Genomic DNA, 23,460 nt, shown 5'->3' with positions numbered 1-23,460 from the left:
GGTTTTGATTGGATTTACTACCATAACTTCACAATATTATAGTTAGAAACTCAACCTCTTATATCATACTTGTTCTGTTACAGGAATCTTTTTTAAATTTCAATGCTGAGAGATGTCTATTGGGTTTCTCCATTTTTTTAAAAGCTAAATACTGCTAATAATATTCAAAAAACCGAAATTACAGATAGAATGTTTGATCTTTTATCATATGCGTCTCACCTATCATACTCCATTAAAATATCACGACCATGGCAAACAAGTTTTGCGCCTTCCTGAATTAGATAATGACACCCAGCAGATAAATTATCAACAATATTACCAGGAATGACAAAAACATCCCTACCTTCTTCCAAAGCGCGCTCGCAGGTTATCAAACTTCCTGAACGTGATTTTGCTTCAGTTACTAATACGCCTCGAGACAATCCCGCAATAATTCGATTACGCTCTGGAAAATGATATTTCAAAGGCTTTTCACCTGGACCATATTCTGTCAATAATAATTGATTTTTTGCGATATAGCTTTGCAGCTGAAAGTTTTCACGAGGATAGAAAATATCAAGACCTGTACCAATTACAGCGATTGTCTTGCCACCATTTTTAAGTGCTGCAATATGACTGGCTGTATCAATGCCACGTGCTAAACCGCTGACAACGACAAAATGATTTTGTAGTTCCTTAATAATTTTTTGAACGCTTGCAACACCTTGTTGACTGCAATCTCGACTACCTACAAAACCTAAATTGGCTTGATGGAGTAGGCTTAAATCACCTTGATAAAACAATAAAACGGGTGGATTATATATCTCACGTAATTGTTGGGGATAAACTATATCCTGAATCGAAAATGATGGAAATTTCAAAAATTCTTGTCGTAGAATTTTTAAATCAAGTGAGCGAAATCTTTCCCAAAAAAGTGCAGGATGTTTCATCTCTGACTGACGAATAAAAGCAGGTAAGCAGACTAAAGGATTTTTTTCCTGATAATCTGCAGCTAGAGTTAAAAACTGATGAATCAATAAATTTGACATACCAGCTTTTTTTAAACGATAGATATCGAAATTGGTCATAACATCATCCTTTCACTATCTTATACGAAAAAAAGCTACGATTGCTCGCAGCTTTTATATCATCTATACTTTCATCAAATTATTTCGATTTAATGTAATTGATACCATTGGCCTTAGGCCCTGTTGATTTGCCTAAGAAAATAGCTAGGACTAGAATTGTCAGAACATAAGGGGCAATTTGCAAATAAACACTTGGAATACTTGAAATCACTGGAATTTGTGTGCCAACAACTGATAAACTCTGTGATAGTCCAAAGAACAGACTCGCAAGCATAGCACCAATTGGATTCCATTTACCAAAAATCATGGCTGCCATGGCAATAAAACCTTGACCAGCAATGGTAGACCCACTAAAGTTAACTGAGATTTGTTGGGCAAAAACTGCCCCACCGATGCCACCTAGGACACCCGAAATCATGACGCCGGAGTAACGCATCAAATAGACATTAATGCCAAGCGTATCAGCTGCTTGAGGATGTTCACCGACTGAGCGCAGGCGCAAGCCAAAACGTGTCTTAAATAAGATAAACCATGCGATAAATGACACAATGATAGCAACATAGCCAATCAAAGAAGTTTGTTTAAAAAAGATTTTACCAATGACTGGAATTTTGTTTAAAAGGGGGAAATCCCAATAACCAAAGCTCTGTTGGATGTTATCTGTTTGCCCTTTGCCATAGAAGACTTTGACTAGAAAAACAGCGAGCGCTGGTGCCATGAGGTTGATCACTGTCCCTGAAATAATGTGGTCTGCCCGAAAATTAATCGTTGCTACTGCATGGAGTAAAGAGAAAATCATCCCAATCACACCAGCAAAGAGTAACGCAATCCAAGGCGTTGCTTTACCAAATGTATCTGCAAAAGTCAGATTAAAGACGACAGATGAGAAGGCACCCATAATCATAATACCTTCAAGACCGACGTTGACAATCCCACTACGCTCTGAAAATGTACCACCTAAACTGGTAAAAATCAAAGGTGTCGCATAGATGAGCATAGAAGAGATTAAAATTTGAAAAATCGTTGTGATTGTCATCAGTTCTCACCTTCTTTCTTAGCTACTTTTTTAGGTAATTGCGGTAAAATTTTCTCGATAACAAACTTAATACCCACAAAGAAGATAATACTTGCAATCACAACATTGACAATTTCTGCTGGAATACCGGTAACGTTCATACCTGGTGCACCAACTTTCAAAATTGAGAATAAGAAAGCTGCTAATAAAATACCGATAGGAGAATTTTCACCTAACAAAGCGACTGCCATGCCGTCAAACCCGATAGATAGACTTGAATATTGAACAAAGAAGTTTTGGAAAGTCCCTAAACCTTCAACAACACCACCCAAACCAGCTAAACCACCTGCCATTAACATCGAAATGATAATCGTTCGTTTAGATGAAATACCTGAAGATTCAGAGGCATTGGGATTTAAACCAACTGCTCTAATTTCAAAACCAAGGGTAGTCCGTCTAAAAATAATTGCAACAATGATAATCGCAATAATGGCAATAAAGATACCGATATTGAGTCGAGAATTATTGGTAATCGATGTTAAAAATGAGTTTCTAAACGTCGCATTAGCGCCTACTTGAATCGTTGAATCTTTGGATGCCATCAATTTTTGATTAAAACCATAATGTACGAGATAAGTTGATACCAGTAAAATGATGTAATTCATCATAATCGTGACAATCACTTCACTTGTGCCCCAAAATGCTTTGAGAATCCCAGGAATAGCTGCCATAATTGCACCCCAAGCAGCGCCAATAATAATGACAAGAGGAATCATGAAAACACGTGGCATATCTGGAAAACTAAGAGCAAACCAGACAGAAGAAATCCAACCTGCTAGGGCTTGACCAGACATTCCGATATTGATCATCCCCGCTCGCATCGCAACAGCAAAAGACAAACCTGTCAAAATCAGTGGTCCCATACTTCGGAAAATTTCACCGATTGATTTACTATTGCCGAAAGCCTGACTGAGCAAATCTTCATATCCCCAGATTGGGTTATAGCCGAAAATCAGCATGATAATGGCGCCAAGCAAGAAACCAGCAACGACTGCTATAACCGGTACCATGCCTTTTCTAATTGATAAATTTTTCATGTTTACCCTTTGCCTCCTACCATCAGAACACCTAGTTCTTGTTTTGTTGTGTCCTTAGGTCTGACAATCCCTTGAATTTGACCATCATGAATAACTGCAATCCGGTCTGAGACATTTAATATTTCATCGAGTTCATACGATACAACTAAGACCGCTTTACCTTCATCTCTAGCCTGAATCAAACGCTTATGAATATACTCAATCGCACCAACATCTAGTCCACGAGTCGGTTGACTGACAATCAATAAATCTGGATTGCGGTCAATTTCCCGCGCAATAACTGCCTTCTGCTGATTCCCACCAGAAAGCGCTGATGTTGGTACAAGTTCACTTGCACCACGAACATCAAATTCTGTCATTAAATCGCGCGCATGACGGTTGATTTCTTTATAATTCAAGAAACCATGATGACTCAATGGTGCTTGATAATATGTTTGTAAACTGATATTTTCAGCGACTGACATAGCTAAAATCAAGCCATCACGGTGGCGGTCTTCTGGAATGTGTGCAACTGACATTTCAGTAATTTGACGCGGTCGAAAGTTAGCGACATTTTGGCCTTTTACATCAATTTGGCCACTTTCAACATGCTGCAAGCCCGTAATCGCACGGACTAACTCACTTTGACCATTGCCGTCAATACCAGCGATACCGACAATTTCACCCGCATGGACCTGTAAAGAAAGCGACTTAACGGCTTGAGCACCACGACTTTCATGAACCACCAAATCTTTGATGTCGAGGACGACTTTACCAGGATTTGCGGCTTTTTTCTCTGTTACGAAAGATACGCTATGCCCGACCATCATCTCAGCCAGTTCTTTACTGCTACGACCTTCGACCTCGACGGTTTCAATCGATTTACCACGGCGAATCACGGTCACACGATCGGCTACGGCACGAATCTCTTCAAGTTTGTGGGTAATCAAAATGATTGATTTCCCTTCCTTCACAAGATTTCGCATGATGTCTAACAGCTCTAAAATTTCAGCAGGTGTTAAAACAGCGGTTGGCTCATCGAAAATGAGAATGTCCGCACCACGATAGAGGGTTTTCAAAATCTCGACGCGCTGTTGCTGACCGACATTGATATCTCTAACTAGAGCGTCAGGTTTAACCTCGAGACCATATTTTTGAGACAATTCGAGAATTTCTTTCTCGGCTTTTTTAATGTCTAGTTTACCACCATGGACAGTTTCATTGCCCAAAATAATATTTTCGGTGACTGTAAAAGCATCCACTAACATGAAATGCTGATGCACCATACCAATCCCAAGTTTACTCGCTTTTGACGGCGAATCTATTTTTTGCGTTTCACCCTTGACCATAATCTCACCTGAAGTCGGTTCAAGCAAGCCTGATAGCATGTTCATCAAGGTTGATTTGCCAGCACCATTTTCACCCAAGAGCGCGTGAATTTCACCTTTTCTAACTTGCAAATCGATCTGATCATTCGCAACAAATTCTCCAAAAATTTTAGTGACTTTGCGCATTTCTATAACATTTTGTGCTGTCATAAAAACTCCGTTCTAATATTTTGTCCATTTCATTATATCATATTGCTGTATACGATTTCATAAAAACTCAAAAAATTCTAGGCATGACCTAGAATTTTCAAGTCAAAATTCAATTTTTGATTATTCAAATCCGCTTAGGCAATCAGGGTTTCAAGACCAACTCGCATCATATCTGTAAAGGTCTTTTCACGCTCCTCAGTAGTCGTATCTTCATCTAAAACAAGACTATCTGAAATGGTCATGAGACTAAGCGCTTGTACTTGGTGCTTGGCAGCCAAATAATAAAGCGCAGCGGCCTCCATCTCAACAGCTTTAACACCCATAGTACCGAGCTTGATATTTTTGTCAAATAAGTCTGAATAAAATAAGTCTGCAGATAAAACATTACCAACGTGAGTGATGACACCCATGTCTTTGGAGATGTGGTAAGCCTTATCTAGCAAGTCAAAATCAGCGATTTGGGGAAGATCATACTCAGGCCAATCATTTTTGATAATGCGAGACGTTGTTGCTGCTGCTTGCGCAAGGACTAACTCCCGAACATGAACATCTTTCGAAAGTGATCCAGCAGTGCCCACACGAATCAATTTCTTAACATCGTATTCTGTAATCAATTCATGCGCATAAATTGAAATAGAAGGCATTCCCATACCAGTACCCATGACAGAAACACGCTCACCTTTATAGGTTCCTGTATAACCAAACATATTTCGAATATCATTAAACAAGACTGGATTTTCTAAGAAGTTCTCAGCGATAAATTTCGCACGCAAAGGATCACCTGGCAATAGAATCTTATCAGCAATGTCACCTTTTGGGGCGGCAATATGGATTGACATTAGATTTCCTCCAGGATTTGTTTAATAAGCGTTTTGAATGTGCCCTTAATACGTGTTGTCACTTCTACAACTTCTTCATGGTTCAGCTCAGCTTGTTTACCCGCAGCGTGATTGGTGATAGCAGAAATACCAAGAACACGTAGGCCTGAGTGAACTGCAATAATCACTTCAGGTACAGTTGACATCCCAACCGCATCTGCTCCGATTGTTTCAGCAAAACGAATTTCAGCAGGTGTTTCATAAGTTGGACCAGTGAATCCCATGTAGACACCTTCTTGCAACTCAATACCCGCACGATCAGCCACAATTTTTGCAGTGGCTTGGTAGCCTTTGTCATAGGCACTTGACATATCAGGGAAACGTGGACCATAAGCGTCCAAGTTTTCACCAATTAAAGGATTTTGACCAGTAAAATTAATGTGATCATTAATCAACATCAATGTACCAGGGCCATGTGTCACACCGCCTGCTGCGTTAGTGACAACAACACCTGTCGCATCTAATTCAGCCATCACACGCACTGGGAAAGTTACAACATCAAGTGGGTTCCCCTCATAAAAGTGAAAACGTCCTTGAAGTGCTAACACTTTTTTTCCTGAAAGTGTGCCGTAGACCAACTTACCAGCATGACCTGCAACAGTTGATTTGCCCCAGTTAGGAATGTCAGCATAGTCAATAACGACTGGATTTGAAATCTCATCTGCTAATTCACCCAAACCTGATCCCAAGATCAAACCAAAGTCAACATTTTCAATACCTTGTTTTTGTAAGAAAACAACAGTTTCCTTTATTTTTTCCATCATTGTCATGATTATCTTAAGTCTCCTAAGAATGATTGTCCGTTTTCTGTCGCAGGTACGCCAAAGTTCTCAGCAACCGTCGCTGAAATGTCAGCATAATGCCCAATATTTAAAATACCTTGTCCAGTAAATGATTTGCTGTAAGCAAGTAATGGTACATACTCACGCGTATGGTCAGTTCCAACATAAGTTGGGTCATTTCCATGGTCAGCAGTAATCAGCAACAAATCATTGTCATCCATTGCCTCATAGATTTCAGGTAATCTCGCATCAAATTCATTAATCGCATTACCATAGCCCGCCACATCACGACGATGTCCGAAAAGTGCATCAAAATCAACCAAGTTCGTAAATGAAAAACCTGTTTCAAAGTCTGGCAGTTTCAACGTCTCAATCAAGCGATCCACACCAGCCATGTTACTTGCAGTATGTCCCATATCATGGTTAATGCCAACACCATTGAAGATATCGTTGATTTTACCAACAGAATAGACACCAATGCCAGCTTCATTTAAACTGTCTAAAACAGTATGACCGAAAGGTGATAGTGCGTAATCATGACGATTAGCTGTCCGAGTAAAGTTACCAGGAGTCCCAATATATGGACGTGCAATAATACGTCCTATCATGTAAGGGTCTTCTAAAGTAATTGAGCGAACGTATTCACAAATTTTATAAAGTTCATCCAAGGGAATAATATCTTCATGCGCAGCAATTTGCAAGACAGGATCGGCTGATGTATAGATAATCAACTCACCAGTTTCCATTTGTCGTGCACCGAAATCATCGATGACTGCTGTACCAGAATAAGGAATGTTTGCCTCACGAATGACTTTACGACCAGAAAAAGTCTCAATTTTTTCAAGCAAATCTTCTGGGTAACCTTCAGGAAAAACACGGAATGGTACTTGAATATTTAAGCCCATAATTTCCCAGTGACCTGTCATCGTATCTTTACCACGTGAAACTTCTTCAAGTTTTGTAGCATAACCAGACAACTGTTCTGTCGCAATTTGTTCAACACCAACCAGTGCTTTCTCACGTAGAATCTGACCCAAACCTAATTTCGCCATGTTAGGTACATTGAGTGCAAAGTTCTCTGAAATGTGACCGAGCGTATCTGATTGGGTATCGTTTGTATCGTGGTTGAAAAATTCATCCGCATCCGGTGCGGCACCGATTCCAACTGAATCCATGACAACTAAATGAATCCGACTAAATTTTGACATATATGCCTCTTTTCTAATATCTAAAAAAACAGTGCCTGAAAACTAGCACTGTCTTTTATCATGCTGATACTTACTTGCTTTAAAAATAGGGCGTACAGCAGCGAATTTTTAAAGCAAGTGAGTCTTATTTCTCAGGGACAGTAATTTTACCTGATTTAATTTCCTCATAAGCTTTATCAACAGCAGTTTTTGCATCCTCAGAAAGATTATCATCGGCTAGACCAACAGCACCTTCTTCGATACCATAAACAACATGTTTACCGCCTGGGAATTTACCATCTGCTGTGTCTTTACTGATGTTTTGAACCGCTTCGCCTACACCTTTAGTTGATGAGGCAAGAACAAAGTTAGATTTTTTACCATCTTTAGAAGTATAGTTACCTTCACCTTTTTGGTCACGGTCAACACCGATAACCCAAACTTTATCCGCTTCTTTTTTCTCTTCGTTCAATGATTTTGCCTCAGAGAAGACACCAGCACCAGTTCCACCAGCGGCTTGATAAATGATATCCGCGCCACCAGCGTATTGTGTCGCAGCAATTGTTTTACCCTTAGCAGCATCTGAGAACGAACCAGCATAGTCAACTTGTACTTTGATTGATTTATCAACAGATTTCACACCTGCCTCAAAACCTTTTTCAAAGCGTGAGATAACTTCACCTTCCATACCACCGACAAAACCAACGATTTTTGTTTTCGTTGATTTTGCTGCCGCAATACCTGCTAGGTAAGCTGCCTCTTGGTCTTTAAATGTTGCTGATGCGACATTTTTTTGTCCTTCAATCACGTCGTCAATCAACACATAATTGATGTCTGCGTTATTTTTTGCTGCCTCTGAAATCGCATTGTGGAGCGCAAAACCAATACCGTAAATCAGTTTGTAACCACCTGAAACGGCACTGTCAAGGTTTGTCGCATAGTCAGATTCACTAGCAGATTGGAAATACGTGTAACCTTTATCTTTAGATAAATTGTTAGCTTTCCCCCAGGCTTGTAAACCTTCCCAAGATGATTGGTTAAATGACTTATCATCAACACCACCAGTATCTGTAATGATGGCAACAGTCAAGTCTGTTTTAGCTTTAGCTGAACCCGTACTTTTATCCCGGCTACCACAGGCAGCAAGTGACAAAGCTGCAACGGCAGCTAAACCAACACCAATTACTTTTTTATTCATCAAAATGAACTCCTCCAAAATTTGGCTCACGCAAGCGTCAGCAAGACATCAATATATTTTTGAAACTCTACTTTAATTTTATCGTAAGTCGTATGAATTCACAACCATTTTCAATTAAATTTAATCATATAATTCTAATTGTTTGGTTTTTAATTCAAGTTCTTAAAATGGTACGGTAATAAGGCCCCAACTGTTGTTTTTTTAACATCACCAGTTTTTGAAAATAGCCAAACAGGCATCTCATCTGGACAAAATTCTGTTAAGACTTGACGACAAGCACCACAAGGAGATATTGGTTCTTCTGTCTCGCCATAAATACCAATCATCTCAAACTCACGGACGCCACTCGAAACTGCCTTAAAAATCGCTGTACGTTCTGCACAATTGGTCAAACCAAAACTAGCATTTTCGATATTACAGCCTTGAAAAACGAGTCCGTTTTTTGCAACTAAGGCTGCACCTACTGGAAAATTAGAATAAGGCACATAAGCGACACTTGATGCCTCCCTCGCTTGTTGAAAAAGCTCAGTATCCATTGCCATCAGCTACATTTCCTTTCATGATATCAACACCATTAGATGTACCAAGTCGGGTTGCACCCGCGTCAATCATGGCTTGTGCATCAGCAATTGAGCGAACACCACCTGATGCTTTAACACCTAAGTCTGGTCCTACAGTTTGACGCATCAGCGCGATATCCGCAACCGTTGCACCTGCAGTAGAAAAACCAGTTGACGTTTTAACAAAATCTGCACCCGCACGAACAGCGGCTTGACAAGCTTTGACTTTTTCTTCATCTGTTAGTAATGACGTTTCAATGATAACTTTAGTTAGGACATCTCCTGAGGCGTCTACAACAGCCTGGATGTCAGATTCGACTAAATCCCAATCGCCATCTTTAGCAGCTCCAATATTAATTACCATATCAACTTCATCTGCGCCATTTTTTATAGCCTCAGACGCCTCGAACGCTTTAACAGCAGACATATTGGCACCTAAAGGAAAACCAATAACCGTACAAACTTTTACATCAGTAGCCGCTAATTTTTCAGCCGCAAAACTGACCCAAGTCGGATTTATACATACGCTCATGAAATCATACTGAATAGCCTCATCGATGATTTGTTGGACTTTAGCTTTTGGTGTATCTGCTTTTAATACCGTATGGTCAATATATTTATTTAAATTCATTTGATAATCTCCACAATCTCTTTAATTTCTACTTTTTCATTTGAAATACTAATGGCATCCAGTAACACTTGACTTTCCTTTTCGGCATCAAAATCAGCTTTATTATACAAAATTTCGAAAAGCGGTTCTCCACTCTCGACATAATCTCCGATTTTTTTAAAAAGCCTAAGACCGGCATCTAGGTCAAGGACGTCTGACTTGACGGCACGACCTGCACCTGCACGCATGGCAAGTAGACCTGCTGTCAGCGCATCAAAACTGGTCACATAACCTGTTTGCGTACTGACCACGGATTTTGAAAAAATTGTCTCGTGCTCTGGCGATGCCAATAATTCATCGAGATCACCACCTTGCGCTTGAATCATTTGCTTGAATTTTTCAAGGGCTGCACCATTTGATAGATTTTCTAAAATGTCGTCTACTGATTTTTCGACGCCTGCTAGACTGAGCATGATTTGTGCCAATTCAGCGATGAATTGTCTGAGTTCTGGGCTACCACCCCCTTGTAAAACAGTTAAGCTCTCAGCAATTTCTAAACGATTACCAATAGTAGCGCCTAGAGGTTGACGCATATCTGTAATTACAGCTACTGTCTTGCGTCCTACTGCATTGCCCAAATCAACCATGGTTTGCGCGAGTAGGCGGGCATCTAGCATGTTTTTCATGAAGGCACCGCTACCAACAGTGACATCTAGCAAAATGGCATCGCTACCTGCTGCGATTTTTTTCGACATAATTGAGCTTGCAATCAAGGGAATGATGTCAACAGTCGCAGTCACGTCACGTAGGGCGTAAAGCAGTTTGTCGGCTTTGACCAAGTTATCCGACTGGCCGATGACCGAAATGCCAATGTCTCTAACTTGTTGGACGAAATCGGCTTGGGTGCGCTCAACTTGAAAGCCATGAATACTTTCGAGTTTGTCAATGGTACCACCGGTATGACCTAGGCTACGACCGCTCATCTTAGCAACAGATACACCAAAACTTGCAACGAGTGGCGCTAAAATTAGTGTTACTTTATCACCAACGCCACCTGTTGAGTGTTTATCGACCTTAACACCTGGGATGTCGGACAAGTCAATCTGTTCACCTGTCGCAACCATTGCCATGGTTAAGTCTGCAATTTCTGACTTGTTCATGCCTTGAAAATAAACTGCCATAGCCCAAGCAGACATCTGATAATCTGGAATTTGCCCTATCGCATACTGCTCAATCAGCCATGTCGTTTCAGCCTTAGTCAGCGCTAGACCATCTCGTTTTTTCTGAATGATATCAATCATTCTCATCGCCTTACCTCACTTCATCTATCTCTAACAGCCTCACCCAAAATCGGGTCAAATAACTGCTTTTTTTAACGACTCGTCAGGCTTTATTTTATCATATTTTAATGGAAAATGAACGTGATAATCTAAAATTGACTGTTATAAAATATAAAATAACAAGCCGTAAAAAAATTCACTTCAATAGGCTTTTTTAGCGAAAATAAAAAAAGGCCATCTGACCTTATTTATTTTCAAAACCATTTTCAATTTTAGCCTCATCATTTTCGACAAAACCGAAATCACTGATTGGTGCATATTTAAATTTCAGCTCACCTAAAATATCTTTTTTAGGAATCGCACCAAATTTTCGACTATCATCTAATACATCTCTGACATCATTTAAAATCCAATAGCTATCTTTGCCTAACTTATCTTGACGAAAATCTGTCGTAAAATCTTCATCGTGCGTTTTTAAATAAGTCGTTTGATTCTTTTTAATATAAGGCTCTTTCAGAATCTTCTGATCAACATAGACGATGTTATCCATAGCAACGACACTTTGACCCGGCGTACCAATAATACGCCCCACATATTTCTTACCGTTATGGCGATAAGCAACTAAGTCAAGATTATCAAGCTGCGTGCGTTTAATGGCAAATACTTGCGTCTTCTTAGGCAAAATAGGCGCCATATTATTATTATGAATTCTAATTGGCTCTAAAACAAACAATCGCAAAATGGTCAACACTGCGACAATGATTAGGCCAATCAAAATATTTCGATATAAGTCTCTCTTAACCATTTTTACTAAAACTTTCTAAAATAAAAGCGAACGTATCGATCTGCCGCTCTCTATTTCATTTATATTAAGGATAGGGGCCATAACAGACTGCCCAGATACACAGCGAAAGGCTTATAAAGCCAAGTTATAAGTTTTGATAGCCTCTTCCAAAGCCTCTGGGTATGCCTTAAATGTCTTGATATGTTTACCATTAACAATCACATCAAAACTATCGTCAGCAGTATTTTTGATTTCAGCGACCGTCTTCTTGCCAACCGTTAAAACCACGCCATCTTTACTGTCAGAAATTTGAATTTCCGTCTCTTTTTTCTTACTCATGGTACCGATTATACCTAAAAATGTCGCATTTTTCAAGTCAAGCATTTTTACTCACGCGCACATCACTACCTTGACAATGCGAGTGATGAGCTTATGTTGGCATAAAAATCCATCAAAAAAAGTCTAGGCGATACTCACTTAGACAATATTAGATTAGACGTTTAATTAACGACTTAGTTAAGGAATTGCAATAAAACATATAATTACTTATTTTATAGACATTTACGAATAAGATTAAGTTGTTCATCCCTAGAGAGCTATTCTATGTCATTTTTTTCAATTTTCTTCAAAAATCTAGCCCTTGCACGTGATATTGGTAATTTAGTACCATCATCCAATACAGCTATTCGTTCTTTTAGGCAAAGCTCTTTAAGCCTATCTTTATTAACCAAAAAAGAGCGATGAATCCGTACTAACTTATCAGAAACCTCTTCAATATCATTCATATTACCATAAAAACTTAACGACTCAGAGTCCATTTGTAAAATAAGCTTATGAGGTGACCCTGACGTTTCAATGTAACATATATTAGAATAAAGCACATCAATCCGCTTACCTGTCTTCGAAGTGTAAGAAAAAACTTGCTGAAAAGTCTTAATACGGTTAGTCTCAACATATTGGTCAATATTTCTGAATATTTTTTTATCGAATGCCATTTGCGGTAATAATTTGTCAATAAAGTCATGTGCATTAACAAAATATTCGTAAGTAATCGGAGCAAATTCACTATGTGTTGTCACAAAATTAATTTGACCAATTGGATCTATTTTACGAATCTCTTCAGCTATCTCAAGTCCAGCTTTTTCATTATTACCAATTATAATATCCAAGAAGTAAATGTTATTCTGCGAAGAAACCTCTAATTCCTCCAATAAATCTCGTGTTCTCCCAAATGCAAAAACACCGTCATTGAGGTAATTTTTCTTTTTTAAGTAATCAATCACCAAACCTTCTATGCGAAATTGCTGTACTGGTTCATCTTCTAAAATAAATACTTTCATTTTCTACACCAAGGACACCCAACAGAGTAAAATATTAAGGAATTAATTAATGAATCGATCGTTTTTAACACGCAATCCCCTCTCATTTCCTTGGCCTCTCCTCTCTTAACCATATATTGCTATTCTCTATTCCTATTTTATGAATAAAAATTTTTGTTTAGGCATCATAATAGTAGGCATCAAAATCTAAATCAGTAAATTGAATCACAGTATTTAGGGAGAGAAGGCAAGTATTACTGCTTTGGTAGCCTATCATTTTAATCACAACATTTTTTGATATACACTCCCAATATAACGTATTTCATCCCTGATATTTTTTAAATATCATAAATGGTCAAAAATATATCACGAATGACATTTTGTATATCATAAACCCAAAACAACTCAAAATGTATGCAAGAAAACACCTCTCCATATCTTCTATACGTTTTTTTTCAAGCCATGTTGCAAATTAATTTTTTTTATTGAAAAAATAGACAGATTGTATAACAAAAGCGACGATAAAGACGCTTTTGCTATATCAATATTATTTTAAGATGATTTAATAGTTATTCGAGATAATTTTAAACTTATCGTTTTTTTCTAAATAGTAAACTTATCCAAACTAATAAAACATAAAAAGCCCTTTTATGACATGGAAAATGTTCAAGATTCCTCCAAAATTCAGTATAAACACCCATAAAGGTATAGATATTTATGTCAGAAAACATTGGTAAAAATGACACAAGTAGAGCAGTAGGTAATGAATTTACCTGAGCCTTTGATTGTGTTTCTGACTAATTTTTATAGCTTATATTATCTTTTGAGATACCAAGCTAAACCAAAACCAACTACTATACCTAGTGCGAACATATATAACTCCTTTTTATAAACACATTCAATTAGCGCTTATGATTATATACAATATCCTACTAATTATTTCATCTACGACTTTCCTGACTCAAATATTTAGCACAAAAAATAGCCTAAGCGATAGTCGCTTAGGCTATTTTAAATTAGGCGTTTAATTCTGCCAAGATACCTTTGATTTGATCTTTAGTATGCACACCTGCGACTTGTTTAACAACTTCGCCGTCTTTTTTGAAAAGAAGTGTTGGAATACTCATCACACCAAAAGATTGTGGTGTTGCTGGGTTTTCGTCAACGTCCATTTTTACGATTTTGAGTTCGCTTTCGTCTAATTCTTCTGAAAGCTGATCAAGAATCGGTGCTTGCATACGACAAGGCCCACACCATGTTGCCCAGAAATCTACGAGTACAATGCCATCTTTCGTTTCTTCTTGGAAAGTTGCATCTGTTACTTCTATTGCCATTTTAATCACCTCTTATTTATTTTACTAGCTCTATTCTACCTTAAATTTCTATGTTTGTCCTAAAATTTGCACGCAAAATGTCTTGTAATTAAAATCAGGATTTCCTTAGGCAAACGCATTATTCTATATTTTTCAAAGCGTCAATCATGTCAATTTTTTTCAAGCTAAAATGCGTAATGAGATTAACAATCACAGTAAAGGAAGTCGTTAATGCTGATGCAAAGACAAAACTTAACGTATTCACGTGTCTGACAAACATCAAGGTATCTGTTTCACAGGTACTGATGATGAAATGACACAAGTAAACACCACTCACCAATCCTATGATAATCCCAACAATCGTGAAAATCGTATTTTCTTTGGTAATATAGGCATCCGTCTCTTGATCATAGAAACCTAGGACTTTAAGTGTCGCAATCTCACGCTTTCGTTCGCTAATATTAATCGTTGCCAAATTATACATGACAACAAAGGCAAGAATTGCTGATGAAACGATTAAAATCAGAACGACAAGATTAAGTGATGTCATGGTGTCATTAATCATGGAAACTGTTGTCCTAGAATTGATGACACTCGCCACTGATTGATTTGTCAAAAGTGAGGCATCAAACTTTTGATCTGCTTGTGTCGATAACTTATTTTTTAGTTTAACCGCGACGACATTAGTATCATACTCACCAAAGATGGCTTGTGATGTTGCCTTAGGTAGATAAACATAATTTTGAATATAATTTTCAACGATTTTGCCTACTTCGACTTCGTGCGTTTCATCACGACTATCTTTGAAAGTAATTGAACCTTTTTCTTGGACCTTTAATAATTTAGCTAGTTTTTGACTGATAATAGCTTGATTACCTGTCAGAGAAACGGCTTTTTTATTGTCATTAATGTCGTTAAGACTGATGACTTGCTTGAACGTTTGGATATCATCCGGCACAATGACTGTCACGTCATAGACTTCACCATGACTTGACACTTGTTTTGTTGCCATAGATAAATTAGCCATGTGCGCAACTTCTTTGTTTTTCGATAAATCATTAAGCAGAGGCTGCTCATCTGTACTTGCTTTTAAGGACACTAGTTTATCATATTTAAAGACATTGCCATACTGGTACTTAACGATGTCAGTGATAGAGTCTTTGAGTCCAAACCCTGCTAGAATCAAAGCCGTACAGCCTGCAATTCCTAGAATTGTGACAATAGCGCGCGTTTTATAGCGAAAGAGATTCCGCATGACGATTTTATTTGAAAAGCTGAATCGATTCCAGATGACGGGTACGTATTCTAGTAAAATACGCTTGCCTGCCTTAGGCGCTTTGGGCCGCATCAAGATGCTCGTAGTGTAGATGAGTTCACGATAGACTGCGACTAAAGCGCCACCGCAAATACAAATCAGTGCGATTGCAAGTCCTGTCAAACAATAGACTGGCTGGAAGAGGACAATAAACTTAGGTATGGTAAATAGGCTCGTATAAATATTCCAGATGAGGTTGGGAATAAGATTAAGACCAATGAACATGCCAATTACGCCGCCAACCAATGTCGCTGAAAGAGAGAATAGGCCATATTTTAAAGCAATGGCAGGATTTGAAAAACCTAAAGCTTTTAGCGTGCCAATTTCACTTCTATCTTCTTCAACCATTCGTGCCATGGAAACTAAGCTAATCAAAACGGCAATTACATAAAAAACAACTGGGAAGACACGCCCAACTTTGGCGATACTTTTCGTCGTATCAATAAAATCTTTGTAACCTGTGTCATCTTGACGGTCGGTGATATACCATTTGGCAGGCGGCAAACTATCTCGTTTGACCAATCCTGATGCCATAGCAGTTGGATTCAGGTAATCTGCATAGACCGTTTCAAAACGCTGTGTTTCTTGCGCCTCTTTAATTGACTCAACTTCTTTTTTGGCCGCTGCAATTTTATCCAAGTAAGCCGTCTGACTTGTCATCTCCTCCTTGGCACCTTTGACTGTCAAGGCAATTACGCTATAAGCATCCTGCTTAAACACACTCGGTTTGACATACATGAAATAATCAATTTGACCATCTCCAAGACTCGTCGTCCCACGGTGAACCTTAGAAAAATAAAGCGGACTCTTAACCGTTCCCACGATTTTGAAAGTTTCATTTGTCAAATCAGAGTCAGTCATTTTAAGTGAATCACCCAACTTCACCTTATTTTTCGTTAGATAAGCCTCTTCAACGACAATTTCACTATCTTTTTGCGGTAATCGTCCTTTAACCAAGCTAATTTTATCAAGTTTGTCTGGTATACCAATCACTTTGGCAATGGCGGTTTCATCTTTTTTACTCGGTGCTGCTTTGCTAAAGACTGGCTCGATAAGCTCATCTTTAGTATAGATGCCTTGGACGCTATCGATGTCAGATAATTTTTCAAGACTTGCGAGATCTGCCTTGCTTAAACCAAGGGTCGACTGAATCTGCAAGTCATGAGCCTTACTTTGGTCCAAATAAGTATCTAAAGTCGAGAGCATATCTTGCGAGGTCGAACTGATACCTGCATAAAATCCAACGCCTAAGAGTGCCATAAACAATAACGAAATAAAACGTTTAGACGACTGCGTCATATTACGGAAACTACTAATGATAATCGTTTTATTTTTCATTGGCTTACCACTCTATCGCTTCAACCGCTAAAGGCTGGTCATTTCTTTGAATTGACTCAACGCGACCATTTTTAAATTCAATGACCTTATCAGCAATCTGACCAATAGCACTATTATGCGTGATAATGACGACAGTAATTTTTTCTTCACGGCAAGTATCCGCAAGTAAAGACAGAATCTGCTTACCGGTATGATAATCTAAGGCACCTGTTGGCTCGTCACATAAGAGTAGTTTAGGATTTTTAGCAAGCGCTCGCGCGATAGCAACTCGTTGTTGCTCCCCACCGGAAAGTTGAGCTGGAAAGTTCTTTTGACGCTCACCTAAGCCAACTTTTTCAAGTGTCTCCGCAGGTGAGAATGAATCTTTAGTCAATTGGACTGCCATTTCAACATTTTCAAGTGCTGTTAGATTTTGAATTAAGTTGTAAAATTGAAAAACAAACCCGATATCATTGCGGCGATAGTTGACCAAGGCTTTATTTTTCAACTGCGTGATGTCTACACCATCAACCAAGACTTGCCCACTCGTAGCGCTATCCATACCACCCAAAATATTCAGTGCTGTTGTTTTACCAGCACCCGAAGGCCCAAGGATACACACTAATTCACCTTGCTCAATTTCAAATTGTGCATGGTCTAAGGCTTGAATACTCACCTCTCCCATTTGATAACTTTTTACAATATCGTTAAATTCAATATATGCCATCTCTACCCTCTATCTTCATTTAAAACGTTTTAATTATCTTGACTTACTATAAATTATAGGGGTTTAAAGTTGATTGTCAAATATTAACAGGAGTGGTTGTAAGCGTGTTAAAGTTTTTATCATTAGAGTCTATTTTTACGTAAAAAAAGAAGACTAGCGTCTTACTTTTAGGTCATTATTTAGAAGTGTTTTGCCACGATTAGCCGTAGACTTCTTCTTCTTTTTTAATTCTTTTTACGAGATTTTGTTTTTCGTCTGTCAAATAGTCTTTTTCTTTTTGTAAAAGTGTTTGATGAGATTCTGAGCTTGAAAAATAGATTCTGTGCTCAAGTTCACTCTTTAAATAGTCAACTGCCTCTGTTACTGTTTTGGCTTTACCACTTGCGATGTATTTTTCTAATAAGGTCAAATACTCAACTGAGAGATAGTGGTCAGGCACTCTAGGTTTTTTAAAGACCTGTTGAGAGACGATGTGATTAGCTTTTTCATCGATTTTTTCGATATCAGAAAACAACTGATGTTTGACTTTTTTTTCAAATAGGTAACTGAATGCTCGAAAAAGGGGTTGACGCCAAATCATATGGATAAAGAAATACGGTAAGATAATAAGTGAGGCGGTCGTCACTAATAAACCAATTACTCGTATCAGAAATGCACCTGGTACTTGTACATCAAATATACTAACTTCCAATGAAGTTAAGGCAAAAATCCAGAATACTGTTGGTAATATTGAGGCCAATATGCCTGCTGTAATCGCACGTATAGCGCGTGTTTTCTCGTGAAAAATTCTCAAGCGTTCATTTCTCGCATAGGCTACTTTTTCTAGCCTTCTTAATAGTATGATAGATGTATTAACGTAATCTAAGTCATTTAGTTTTTCCATAATAATCTCCTCCAACGTTTTTTTGATGTCTTTAACATTTTGAAATAGGTAGGTATCAAGCTATATCGTTTATTGGGCTTAAATTCAAACTACCTTTAAAAGACGATAATATAATCCTAACAAAAAAACATCAGCATTTTAATAGTTTTTGCCATATTATCCTAATGTTATTATATAAAATGAAAATCAGGACATTTTGTCGACTTTTTATTTTATTTTTTTGAAAATGAGACAGATTGGCTAAATTTACATGTAAAACTTCTAGCTACTCTGTCTTTAAAAGCAAATCATATCTTATTTTTTTGTTCTGCCGTCAAAAAAAGGCCTTGCATAAGGACACTACCATTGAACCAAAAGGTTTAGTTAGGTCTTTTACAAGGACTATTTTTTATTGTCTTCTATTAAATTTATTTCTAGTTGGTCTAAGAAATACTCGATTCTGGGGAATGATTCGTTCGGAAATAGCACGGTGAAGGCGTATCTTAGCTGTAACAAATTTTCTTTGAATTGCTCGTCTTTAGGGTTAATCATTTGGTTTTCAATGAGTAGCGCGCATTTTTTTAAGAATAGGAAGAACCAATCTTTGTTCTGGCTGTATAATTTGTTTATGATTTTAAGGATTTCAAATAGATTTGTGACGTTTCTTGTTTGCAAATTAGCAATCACAATGTGAAGAAAGAAGTCTTCAAGTAGATTTTTTGTCCTATAATCGGCGATGACGAATTCAGTGATGACTAAAATTTCTTTAACCAGTGAAAAATCCATTTTTTGTAGCCCTAATAAATTTTGCATGGCTAAAAATTCTAAGTCAAATAATGTATAAATTTCACTTTTATTGAGTTGCTTGATGATTTTATTTTCGTTGTCTAATGCCTCTGCTTTGGTGATGTTTGTTTTGGGATTATGTAAAAGGCTCATGCCTTGCATCATATATAAGACATATAATTTTCCTAAACTTACGGAGGTTGTTGTCGTATATTCTTTGAATAAGCCATAAATACGCTCTGCTTCTTCAAACTTTTGTGTTTGAATAGCTGAAACAAACTTATTGCGATACTGCACGGTCATGGACTGGTTTTCAACTTCCAAATTGACTTCTAAGGGAGATAGGCAGAGAATTTCAACAATAATCGCAAGATCTGATACTGCCATATCTGACTCGCCAGCTACAACTATTTGGAAGGTTCTAGACGAGACGCCATTCGCTTCAAAAACGCGATAAGGTACTTTTTTAGCGCGTCTGACATCGTCAATATACTTGCCGAAATTTTGATATTCATTAAAACTACTTTGTTTAATCATACTATCTGGGGACTCCTAGTTTTTATTTCATCAATAACTTGTCTATACAACATTTCAATAATATCACATCTTTAACACATTTGATTGAAATTTGTTTAAAATATAAAAGTTATCTTCTAAACTTTTAGGAGTGAATCAAAAAAATAAAATATCAGAGTATTCATCCTTTTTAGATGCTGAATTTCAACAGTGACTCTTTCTGTCGGATGCCATGTTCATTAGGTATTTTAGGACAAAAAAATAAGACTTGCGTCTTACTTATTGTTTAGACAACTTTTGTCGTCCAGTCTTCACAATTAATGATATCAGTTGCGATATCTTGGTAAAATTCTGGTTCGTGGCTGACCATGAGGATGGTGCCTTTATAAGCTTGTAGGGCACGTTTGAGTTCTTCTTTTGCATCTACATCAAGGTGATTGGTCGGCTCGTCCATGACCAAGATGTTAGACTCATGGTTCATGATTTTACCTAGGCGCAGTTTCGACTGCTCACCACCGGATAGAACGTAGACGCGACTCTCGATTTGCTTAGTGCCAAGACCACATCTGGCTAAGGCTGCACGGACTTCGGCTTGATTGAGCGTTGAAAACTCGTCCCAGTAGTCATCCAAGACTGATTTTTGGCTCGGCGTTTTATCTTCCTGAGCGAAATAGCCGATGATTTGAAACTCACCCTGTATGACTTCTCCTGATAAGGGTTGAATCTCACCCAACAAAGACTTGAGTAAGGTTGATTTTCCGATACCATTCGAGCCTGTAAAGGCGACTTTTTGGCCACGTTCCACTAGCATGTTAATGGGGCTTGAAAGCGGTTCTGACGCGTCATATCCCAAGACCAAGTCCTTGGCCTCAAAAATGAGCTTGCCTGATGTGCGACCTAATTTGAAGTCAAAACTTGGTTTGGCTTTTTCCTGAATAGTCTCGACAAAGGTCATCTTGTCCAACTTCTTCTGGCGCGCCTTGGCCTGACCTGATGTTGCAACGTTGGCTTTTTTCTTAGCGATGAAATCTTTGAGTTTGGCCGCTTCCGCTTGTTGGGCGTCAGCGAGTGAGGCTAGCTGTTTTTTCTTTTCTTCGAAAAGGCGCTCGAAATTATGGTAGTCGCCCACATAACGGTCGATTTTCTGCTGGTTAACATGGTAGACAATATTGATAACGTCGTTCATGAAGTCAACATCGTGAGAAATCAAGACAAAGGCATTTTCATAGTTTTGGAGATAATTTTTCAGCCAGGTGATGTGTTCTTCGTCTAGGTAGTTGGTTGGCTCGTCCAGAAGTAAAATGTCTGGCTTTTCAAGCAAGAGTTTACCGAGTAGGATTTTTGTGCGTTGACCACCTGAAAGATCCGCCACGTCTTTGTCGAGTAAGTCACCGAGGCCCAAGCCACGCGCGATTTCATCAACCTTGGCATCAATCAGATAAAAGTCTGAATTGTCCAAGGTATCTTGCAGGTCAGCAGCTTTTTCAAGGGCTGTTGTCATCTCGTCATCAGACATGTCACCCATGCGTGCGTAAATGTCGTTCATCTCACTTTCCGCGTCCAATAGGTACTGGAAGGCTTCTGATAAGGCTTGACGTGTCGTTTTTCCTTTACCAAGCGCTGCGTGCTGATCCATATAGCCGACACGGTGTTTGCTTGACCAAGTGATTTTGCCTTCGTCTGGCTGCAGATTGCCGGTAATGATGTTCATGAAGGTTGATTTTCCCTCACCATTTGCCCCGACAAAGCCAATATGCTCGCCTTTTAATAGGCGAAAATTGACATCATCAAAAATCGCACGATCGCCAAAGCCATGGCTCAGTTTTTGAACGGTTAATATACTCATCTTTGCTTTTGTTTCTCCATCTGTTTACAAGTTTGCTTTCTCTATTTTAACAGAATTTTTTGGAATGGGGAAGGGTGGGGGCGGCAATTAGAGTTTTGGGTAAAGGCATTCAATTCAACACAGCTCTAAAACGGATACTATCAGTAATATTTTAGACGAGATGTTTTGGAGGCATTCAATTATCACCCACACCACCAAGAAGTCCATCAAAAAACACTAAACAACAACCTATAACCCAGATAAAGGTAGCGAGCAATAATTCGCTACCTTTATTATTCTTAACAATCTAATCAATAATTCTTTGTTTCTCAGTTTTTCCATTCATTTAGGCAACCCCTACATATCCAATATCTTGAACGTATTGACTATCTCTACCTCTCAGTTTCTGGTCTTTCTTTTGACGAATTATAAAGTTCCTTTAGCTTTTCTGAAATTTCAGAAGGCGTCATAATCGCCGTATTCATAGCCATTTTTCCAGCTAATGACGGACTATAATTTTGAATTTCTTGCTTGGTAATATCGTGCCATATAGGAAGGATTAGCTTCCCATTATTAGTTTCTCGCTGAAAAAGTCCCTCAAGTTCATAATTTGTCCAATATTTCTTATGCCATGACTAGTCATCCAAAATAGTTTTTATCTTTACGAAACTTTAAGAATCAAATTTTCTCGAGTCTATCTAAAAAATAAGCTGGATAATCTTGTATTTCAGATCTCAGTTCATCCCTATTCTTCCTTATCATCTCTTTCATTTTATTTTTGCTAGGATATTTAGTTTGACCAAGTTGTCGAGAAATTTTTTTAGCGATAACTCTATCTGAAAAACCTAATTCATGTATCAATATCTCAGTCTTATCGCTCAAGCCATAGCGTAGTTTTTGACAAAGAAAATTTGTAAGTTCTTGGATACTTTCATTATTAGGAGACAACGCTAATATCAGTTCGCCAATTGCATGAACAACTAGAATTGAAGAATATCCAAAACCATTGTCACACAACTCGATAACCTCTTCAAGTCTAATAGTTCTATGCTTTACTTTCGTTCTTCTATCTTGAATCTGAACATCAGTCTCTAGACAATATTGATAAATTGATTGATAACTTTCCCCGCTAATCCATTGAATAGCTAAAATTGATATTTCTGATTTTGAAATAACTTTTTTAAGTAGTTTGATATCGGAATAATCAATAATTTGCTCTATTATTAGCTTAAGAATTGCCATATCATCTTCACTACCAATTAGTGCCTCAAGATTATTTTCAACCCACTCTTTTAACTTAGCCGACTGAAAAATACCAAGTTGAGACTTACTAAATATTTTAATATCCTGAGGTAGAACATTTGAATCCAAATACCGTTTGACGTTAAGTCAATTTTTTAGAGTAACAAACGTAGAATTTTAATCTATTTATTTTAAGCACTTACCTTTTCAAATTGATTAGGTGTAAGATACCCTAAACTTTGATGGATTCGTTTTGAATTATA

22 protein-coding genes are annotated in these 23,460 nt (G+C 38.0%); all 22 read right to left on the bottom strand.

Annotated features, from left to right (window positions below; genetic code table 11):
- Nucleotides 1–215 precede the first annotated feature (215 nt).
- Nucleotides 216–1,067, bottom strand: a complete 852-nt coding sequence (gene dprA / locus HZR21_RS09070) for a DNA-processing protein DprA (RefSeq protein WP_180747382.1) — start codon at nt 1,065–1,067, stop codon at nt 216–218.
- Between the two features lie 79 nt (nt 1,068–1,146).
- Nucleotides 1,147–2,103 (bottom strand): ABC transporter permease, encoded by a 957-nt coding sequence (locus tag HZR21_RS09065; RefSeq protein WP_180747381.1) that lies wholly within the window; start codon nt 2,101–2,103, stop codon nt 1,147–1,149.
- Nucleotides 2,103–3,179, bottom strand: coding sequence for an ABC transporter permease (locus HZR21_RS09060; protein ID WP_003138407.1), 1,077 nt, complete (start codon nt 3,177–3,179; stop codon nt 2,103–2,105). The genes HZR21_RS09065 and HZR21_RS09060 overlap by 1 nt, the downstream gene beginning before the upstream one ends.
- Before the next feature lie 2 nt (nt 3,180–3,181).
- A complete protein-coding gene (locus HZR21_RS09055) occupies nt 3,182–4,696 on the bottom strand; it encodes an ABC transporter ATP-binding protein (protein ID WP_180747380.1) in 1,515 nt (504 codons plus the stop codon).
- Nucleotides 4,697–4,830: 134 nt separating this feature from the next.
- Nucleotides 4,831–5,535 (bottom strand): purine-nucleoside phosphorylase, encoded by a 705-nt coding sequence (gene deoD, locus HZR21_RS09050; RefSeq protein ID WP_180747379.1) that lies wholly within the window; start codon nt 5,533–5,535, stop codon nt 4,831–4,833.
- Nucleotides 5,535–6,344, bottom strand: a complete 810-nt coding sequence (locus HZR21_RS09045) for a purine-nucleoside phosphorylase (RefSeq protein ID WP_180747378.1) — start codon at nt 6,342–6,344, stop codon at nt 5,535–5,537. Before HZR21_RS09045 ends, deoD begins: the two co-directional genes overlap by 1 nt.
- Nucleotides 6,345–6,346: 2 nt before the next feature.
- Nucleotides 6,347–7,564, bottom strand: a complete 1,218-nt coding sequence (locus tag HZR21_RS09040; RefSeq protein ID WP_180747377.1) for a phosphopentomutase — start codon at nt 7,562–7,564, stop codon at nt 6,347–6,349.
- 124 nt (nt 7,565–7,688) lie between these two features.
- Nucleotides 7,689–8,741, bottom strand: a complete 1,053-nt coding sequence (locus HZR21_RS09035) for a BMP family lipoprotein (protein WP_180747376.1) — start codon at nt 8,739–8,741, stop codon at nt 7,689–7,691.
- Between the two features lie 149 nt (nt 8,742–8,890).
- A complete protein-coding gene (locus HZR21_RS09030) occupies nt 8,891–9,283 on the bottom strand; it encodes a cytidine deaminase (protein ID WP_003138399.1) in 393 nt (130 codons plus the stop codon).
- The gene (gene deoC / locus HZR21_RS09025) at nt 9,267–9,932 is read right to left on the bottom strand and encodes a deoxyribose-phosphate aldolase (RefSeq protein ID WP_003138397.1); all 666 of its coding nucleotides are present in this window, start codon (nt 9,930–9,932) and stop codon (nt 9,267–9,269) included. The genes HZR21_RS09030 and deoC overlap by 17 nt, the downstream gene beginning before the upstream one ends.
- Nucleotides 9,929–11,218 (bottom strand): pyrimidine-nucleoside phosphorylase, encoded by a 1,290-nt coding sequence (locus HZR21_RS09020; protein ID WP_180747375.1) that lies wholly within the window; start codon nt 11,216–11,218, stop codon nt 9,929–9,931. Before HZR21_RS09020 ends, deoC begins: the two co-directional genes overlap by 4 nt.
- Nucleotides 11,219–11,435: 217 nt before the next feature.
- A complete protein-coding gene (gene lepB / locus HZR21_RS09015) occupies nt 11,436–11,996 on the bottom strand; it encodes a signal peptidase I (RefSeq protein ID WP_180747374.1) in 561 nt (186 codons plus the stop codon).
- A gap of 111 nt (nt 11,997–12,107) precedes the next feature.
- Nucleotides 12,108–12,314, bottom strand: a complete 207-nt coding sequence (locus HZR21_RS09010; protein WP_040525840.1) for a DUF2969 family protein — start codon at nt 12,312–12,314, stop codon at nt 12,108–12,110.
- Between the two features lie 257 nt (nt 12,315–12,571).
- Complete coding sequence (locus tag HZR21_RS09005) at nt 12,572–13,315, bottom strand: response regulator transcription factor (protein WP_180747372.1); 744 nt, start codon at nt 13,313–13,315, stop codon at nt 12,572–12,574.
- 995 nt (nt 13,316–14,310) lie between these two features.
- Entirely contained in the window at nt 14,311–14,628 is a 318-nt protein-coding gene (gene trxA, locus HZR21_RS09000) for a thioredoxin (RefSeq protein WP_003136945.1), read from the bottom strand.
- Between the two features lie 118 nt (nt 14,629–14,746).
- Nucleotides 14,747–17,260, bottom strand: coding sequence for an ABC transporter permease (locus HZR21_RS08995; protein WP_180747371.1), 2,514 nt, complete (start codon nt 17,258–17,260; stop codon nt 14,747–14,749).
- Nucleotides 17,261–17,264: 4 nt separating this feature from the next.
- Complete coding sequence (locus HZR21_RS08990; RefSeq protein ID WP_180747370.1) at nt 17,265–17,966, bottom strand: ABC transporter ATP-binding protein; 702 nt, start codon at nt 17,964–17,966, stop codon at nt 17,265–17,267.
- Nucleotides 17,967–18,165: 199 nt separating this feature from the next.
- Nucleotides 18,166–18,849 (bottom strand): hypothetical protein, encoded by a 684-nt coding sequence (locus tag HZR21_RS08985; RefSeq protein WP_180747369.1) that lies wholly within the window; start codon nt 18,847–18,849, stop codon nt 18,166–18,168.
- Nucleotides 18,850–19,230: 381 nt separating this feature from the next.
- On the bottom strand, nt 19,231–20,151 hold the full coding sequence (locus HZR21_RS08980) for a hypothetical protein (RefSeq protein ID WP_180747368.1): 921 nt from the start codon (nt 20,149–20,151) through the stop codon (nt 19,231–19,233).
- A 265-nt stretch (nt 20,152–20,416) separates the two neighbouring features.
- Entirely contained in the window at nt 20,417–21,976 is a 1,560-nt protein-coding gene (locus tag HZR21_RS08975) for an ABC-F family ATP-binding cassette domain-containing protein (RefSeq protein WP_180747367.1), read from the bottom strand.
- A 657-nt stretch (nt 21,977–22,633) separates the two neighbouring features.
- Entirely contained in the window at nt 22,634–23,326 is a 693-nt protein-coding gene (locus HZR21_RS08970) for a hypothetical protein (RefSeq protein ID WP_180747366.1), read from the bottom strand.
- A gap of 62 nt (nt 23,327–23,388) precedes the next feature.
- A partial coding sequence (locus HZR21_RS12060) for an IS3 family transposase (RefSeq protein ID WP_330872713.1) occupies nt 23,389–23,460 on the bottom strand: 72 nt, incomplete at its 5' end.

It is taken from the genome of Pseudolactococcus laudensis (assembly GCF_013449735.1).
GTDB lineage: Bacteria > Bacillota > Bacilli > Lactobacillales > Streptococcaceae > Pseudolactococcus > Pseudolactococcus laudensis.
This window is presented reverse-complemented; position numbering and strand designations above follow the sequence as displayed.

Bases quoted from the DNA above. Each gene is read 5' to 3' on its own strand.
- HZR21_RS09065 (WP_180747381.1), bottom strand. From the start codon at position 2,103: ATGACAATCACAACGATTTTTCAAATTTTAATCTCTTCTATGCTCATC.
- HZR21_RS08990 (WP_180747370.1), bottom strand. From the start codon at position 17,966: ATGGCATATATTGAATTTAACGATATTGTAAAAAGTTATCAAATGGGA.
- HZR21_RS09045 (WP_180747378.1), bottom strand. From the start codon at position 6,344: ATGACAATGATGGAAAAAATAAAGGAAACTGTTGTTTTCTTACAAAAA.
- HZR21_RS08985 (WP_180747369.1), bottom strand. From the start codon at position 18,849: ATGGAAAAACTAAATGACTTAGATTACGTTAATACATCTATCATACTA.
- HZR21_RS09020 (WP_180747375.1), bottom strand. From the start codon at position 11,218: ATGAGAATGATTGATATCATTCAGAAAAAACGAGATGGTCTAGCGCTG.
- deoC (WP_003138397.1), bottom strand. From the start codon at position 9,932: ATGAATTTAAATAAATATATTGACCATACGGTATTAAAAGCAGATACA.
- HZR21_RS09005 (WP_180747372.1), bottom strand. From the start codon at position 13,315: ATGAAAGTATTTATTTTAGAAGATGAACCAGTACAGCAATTTCGCATA.
- HZR21_RS09030 (WP_003138399.1), bottom strand. From the start codon at position 9,283: ATGGCAATGGATACTGAGCTTTTTCAACAAGCGAGGGAGGCATCAAGT.
- HZR21_RS09060 (WP_003138407.1), bottom strand. From the start codon at position 3,179: ATGAAAAATTTATCAATTAGAAAAGGCATGGTACCGGTTATAGCAGTC.
- HZR21_RS09040 (WP_180747377.1), bottom strand. From the start codon at position 7,564: ATGTCAAAATTTAGTCGGATTCATTTAGTTGTCATGGATTCAGTTGGA.
- HZR21_RS08995 (WP_180747371.1), bottom strand. From the start codon at position 17,260: ATGAAAAATAAAACGATTATCATTAGTAGTTTCCGTAATATGACGCAG.
- trxA (WP_003136945.1), bottom strand. From the start codon at position 14,628: ATGGCAATAGAAGTAACAGATGCAACTTTCCAAGAAGAAACGAAAGAT.
- deoD (WP_180747379.1), bottom strand. From the start codon at position 5,535: ATGTCAATCCATATTGCCGCCCCAAAAGGTGACATTGCTGATAAGATT.
- dprA (WP_180747382.1), bottom strand. From the start codon at position 1,067: ATGACCAATTTCGATATCTATCGTTTAAAAAAAGCTGGTATGTCAAAT.
- HZR21_RS08975 (WP_180747367.1), bottom strand. From the start codon at position 21,976: ATGAGTATATTAACCGTTCAAAAACTGAGCCATGGCTTTGGCGATCGT.
- HZR21_RS09035 (WP_180747376.1), bottom strand. From the start codon at position 8,741: ATGAATAAAAAAGTAATTGGTGTTGGTTTAGCTGCCGTTGCAGCTTTG.
- HZR21_RS09010 (WP_040525840.1), bottom strand. From the start codon at position 12,314: ATGAGTAAGAAAAAAGAGACGGAAATTCAAATTTCTGACAGTAAAGAT.
- HZR21_RS09055 (WP_180747380.1), bottom strand. From the start codon at position 4,696: ATGACAGCACAAAATGTTATAGAAATGCGCAAAGTCACTAAAATTTTT.
- lepB (WP_180747374.1), bottom strand. From the start codon at position 11,996: ATGGTTAAGAGAGACTTATATCGAAATATTTTGATTGGCCTAATCATT.
- HZR21_RS08980 (WP_180747368.1), bottom strand. From the start codon at position 20,151: ATGATTAAACAAAGTAGTTTTAATGAATATCAAAATTTCGGCAAGTAT.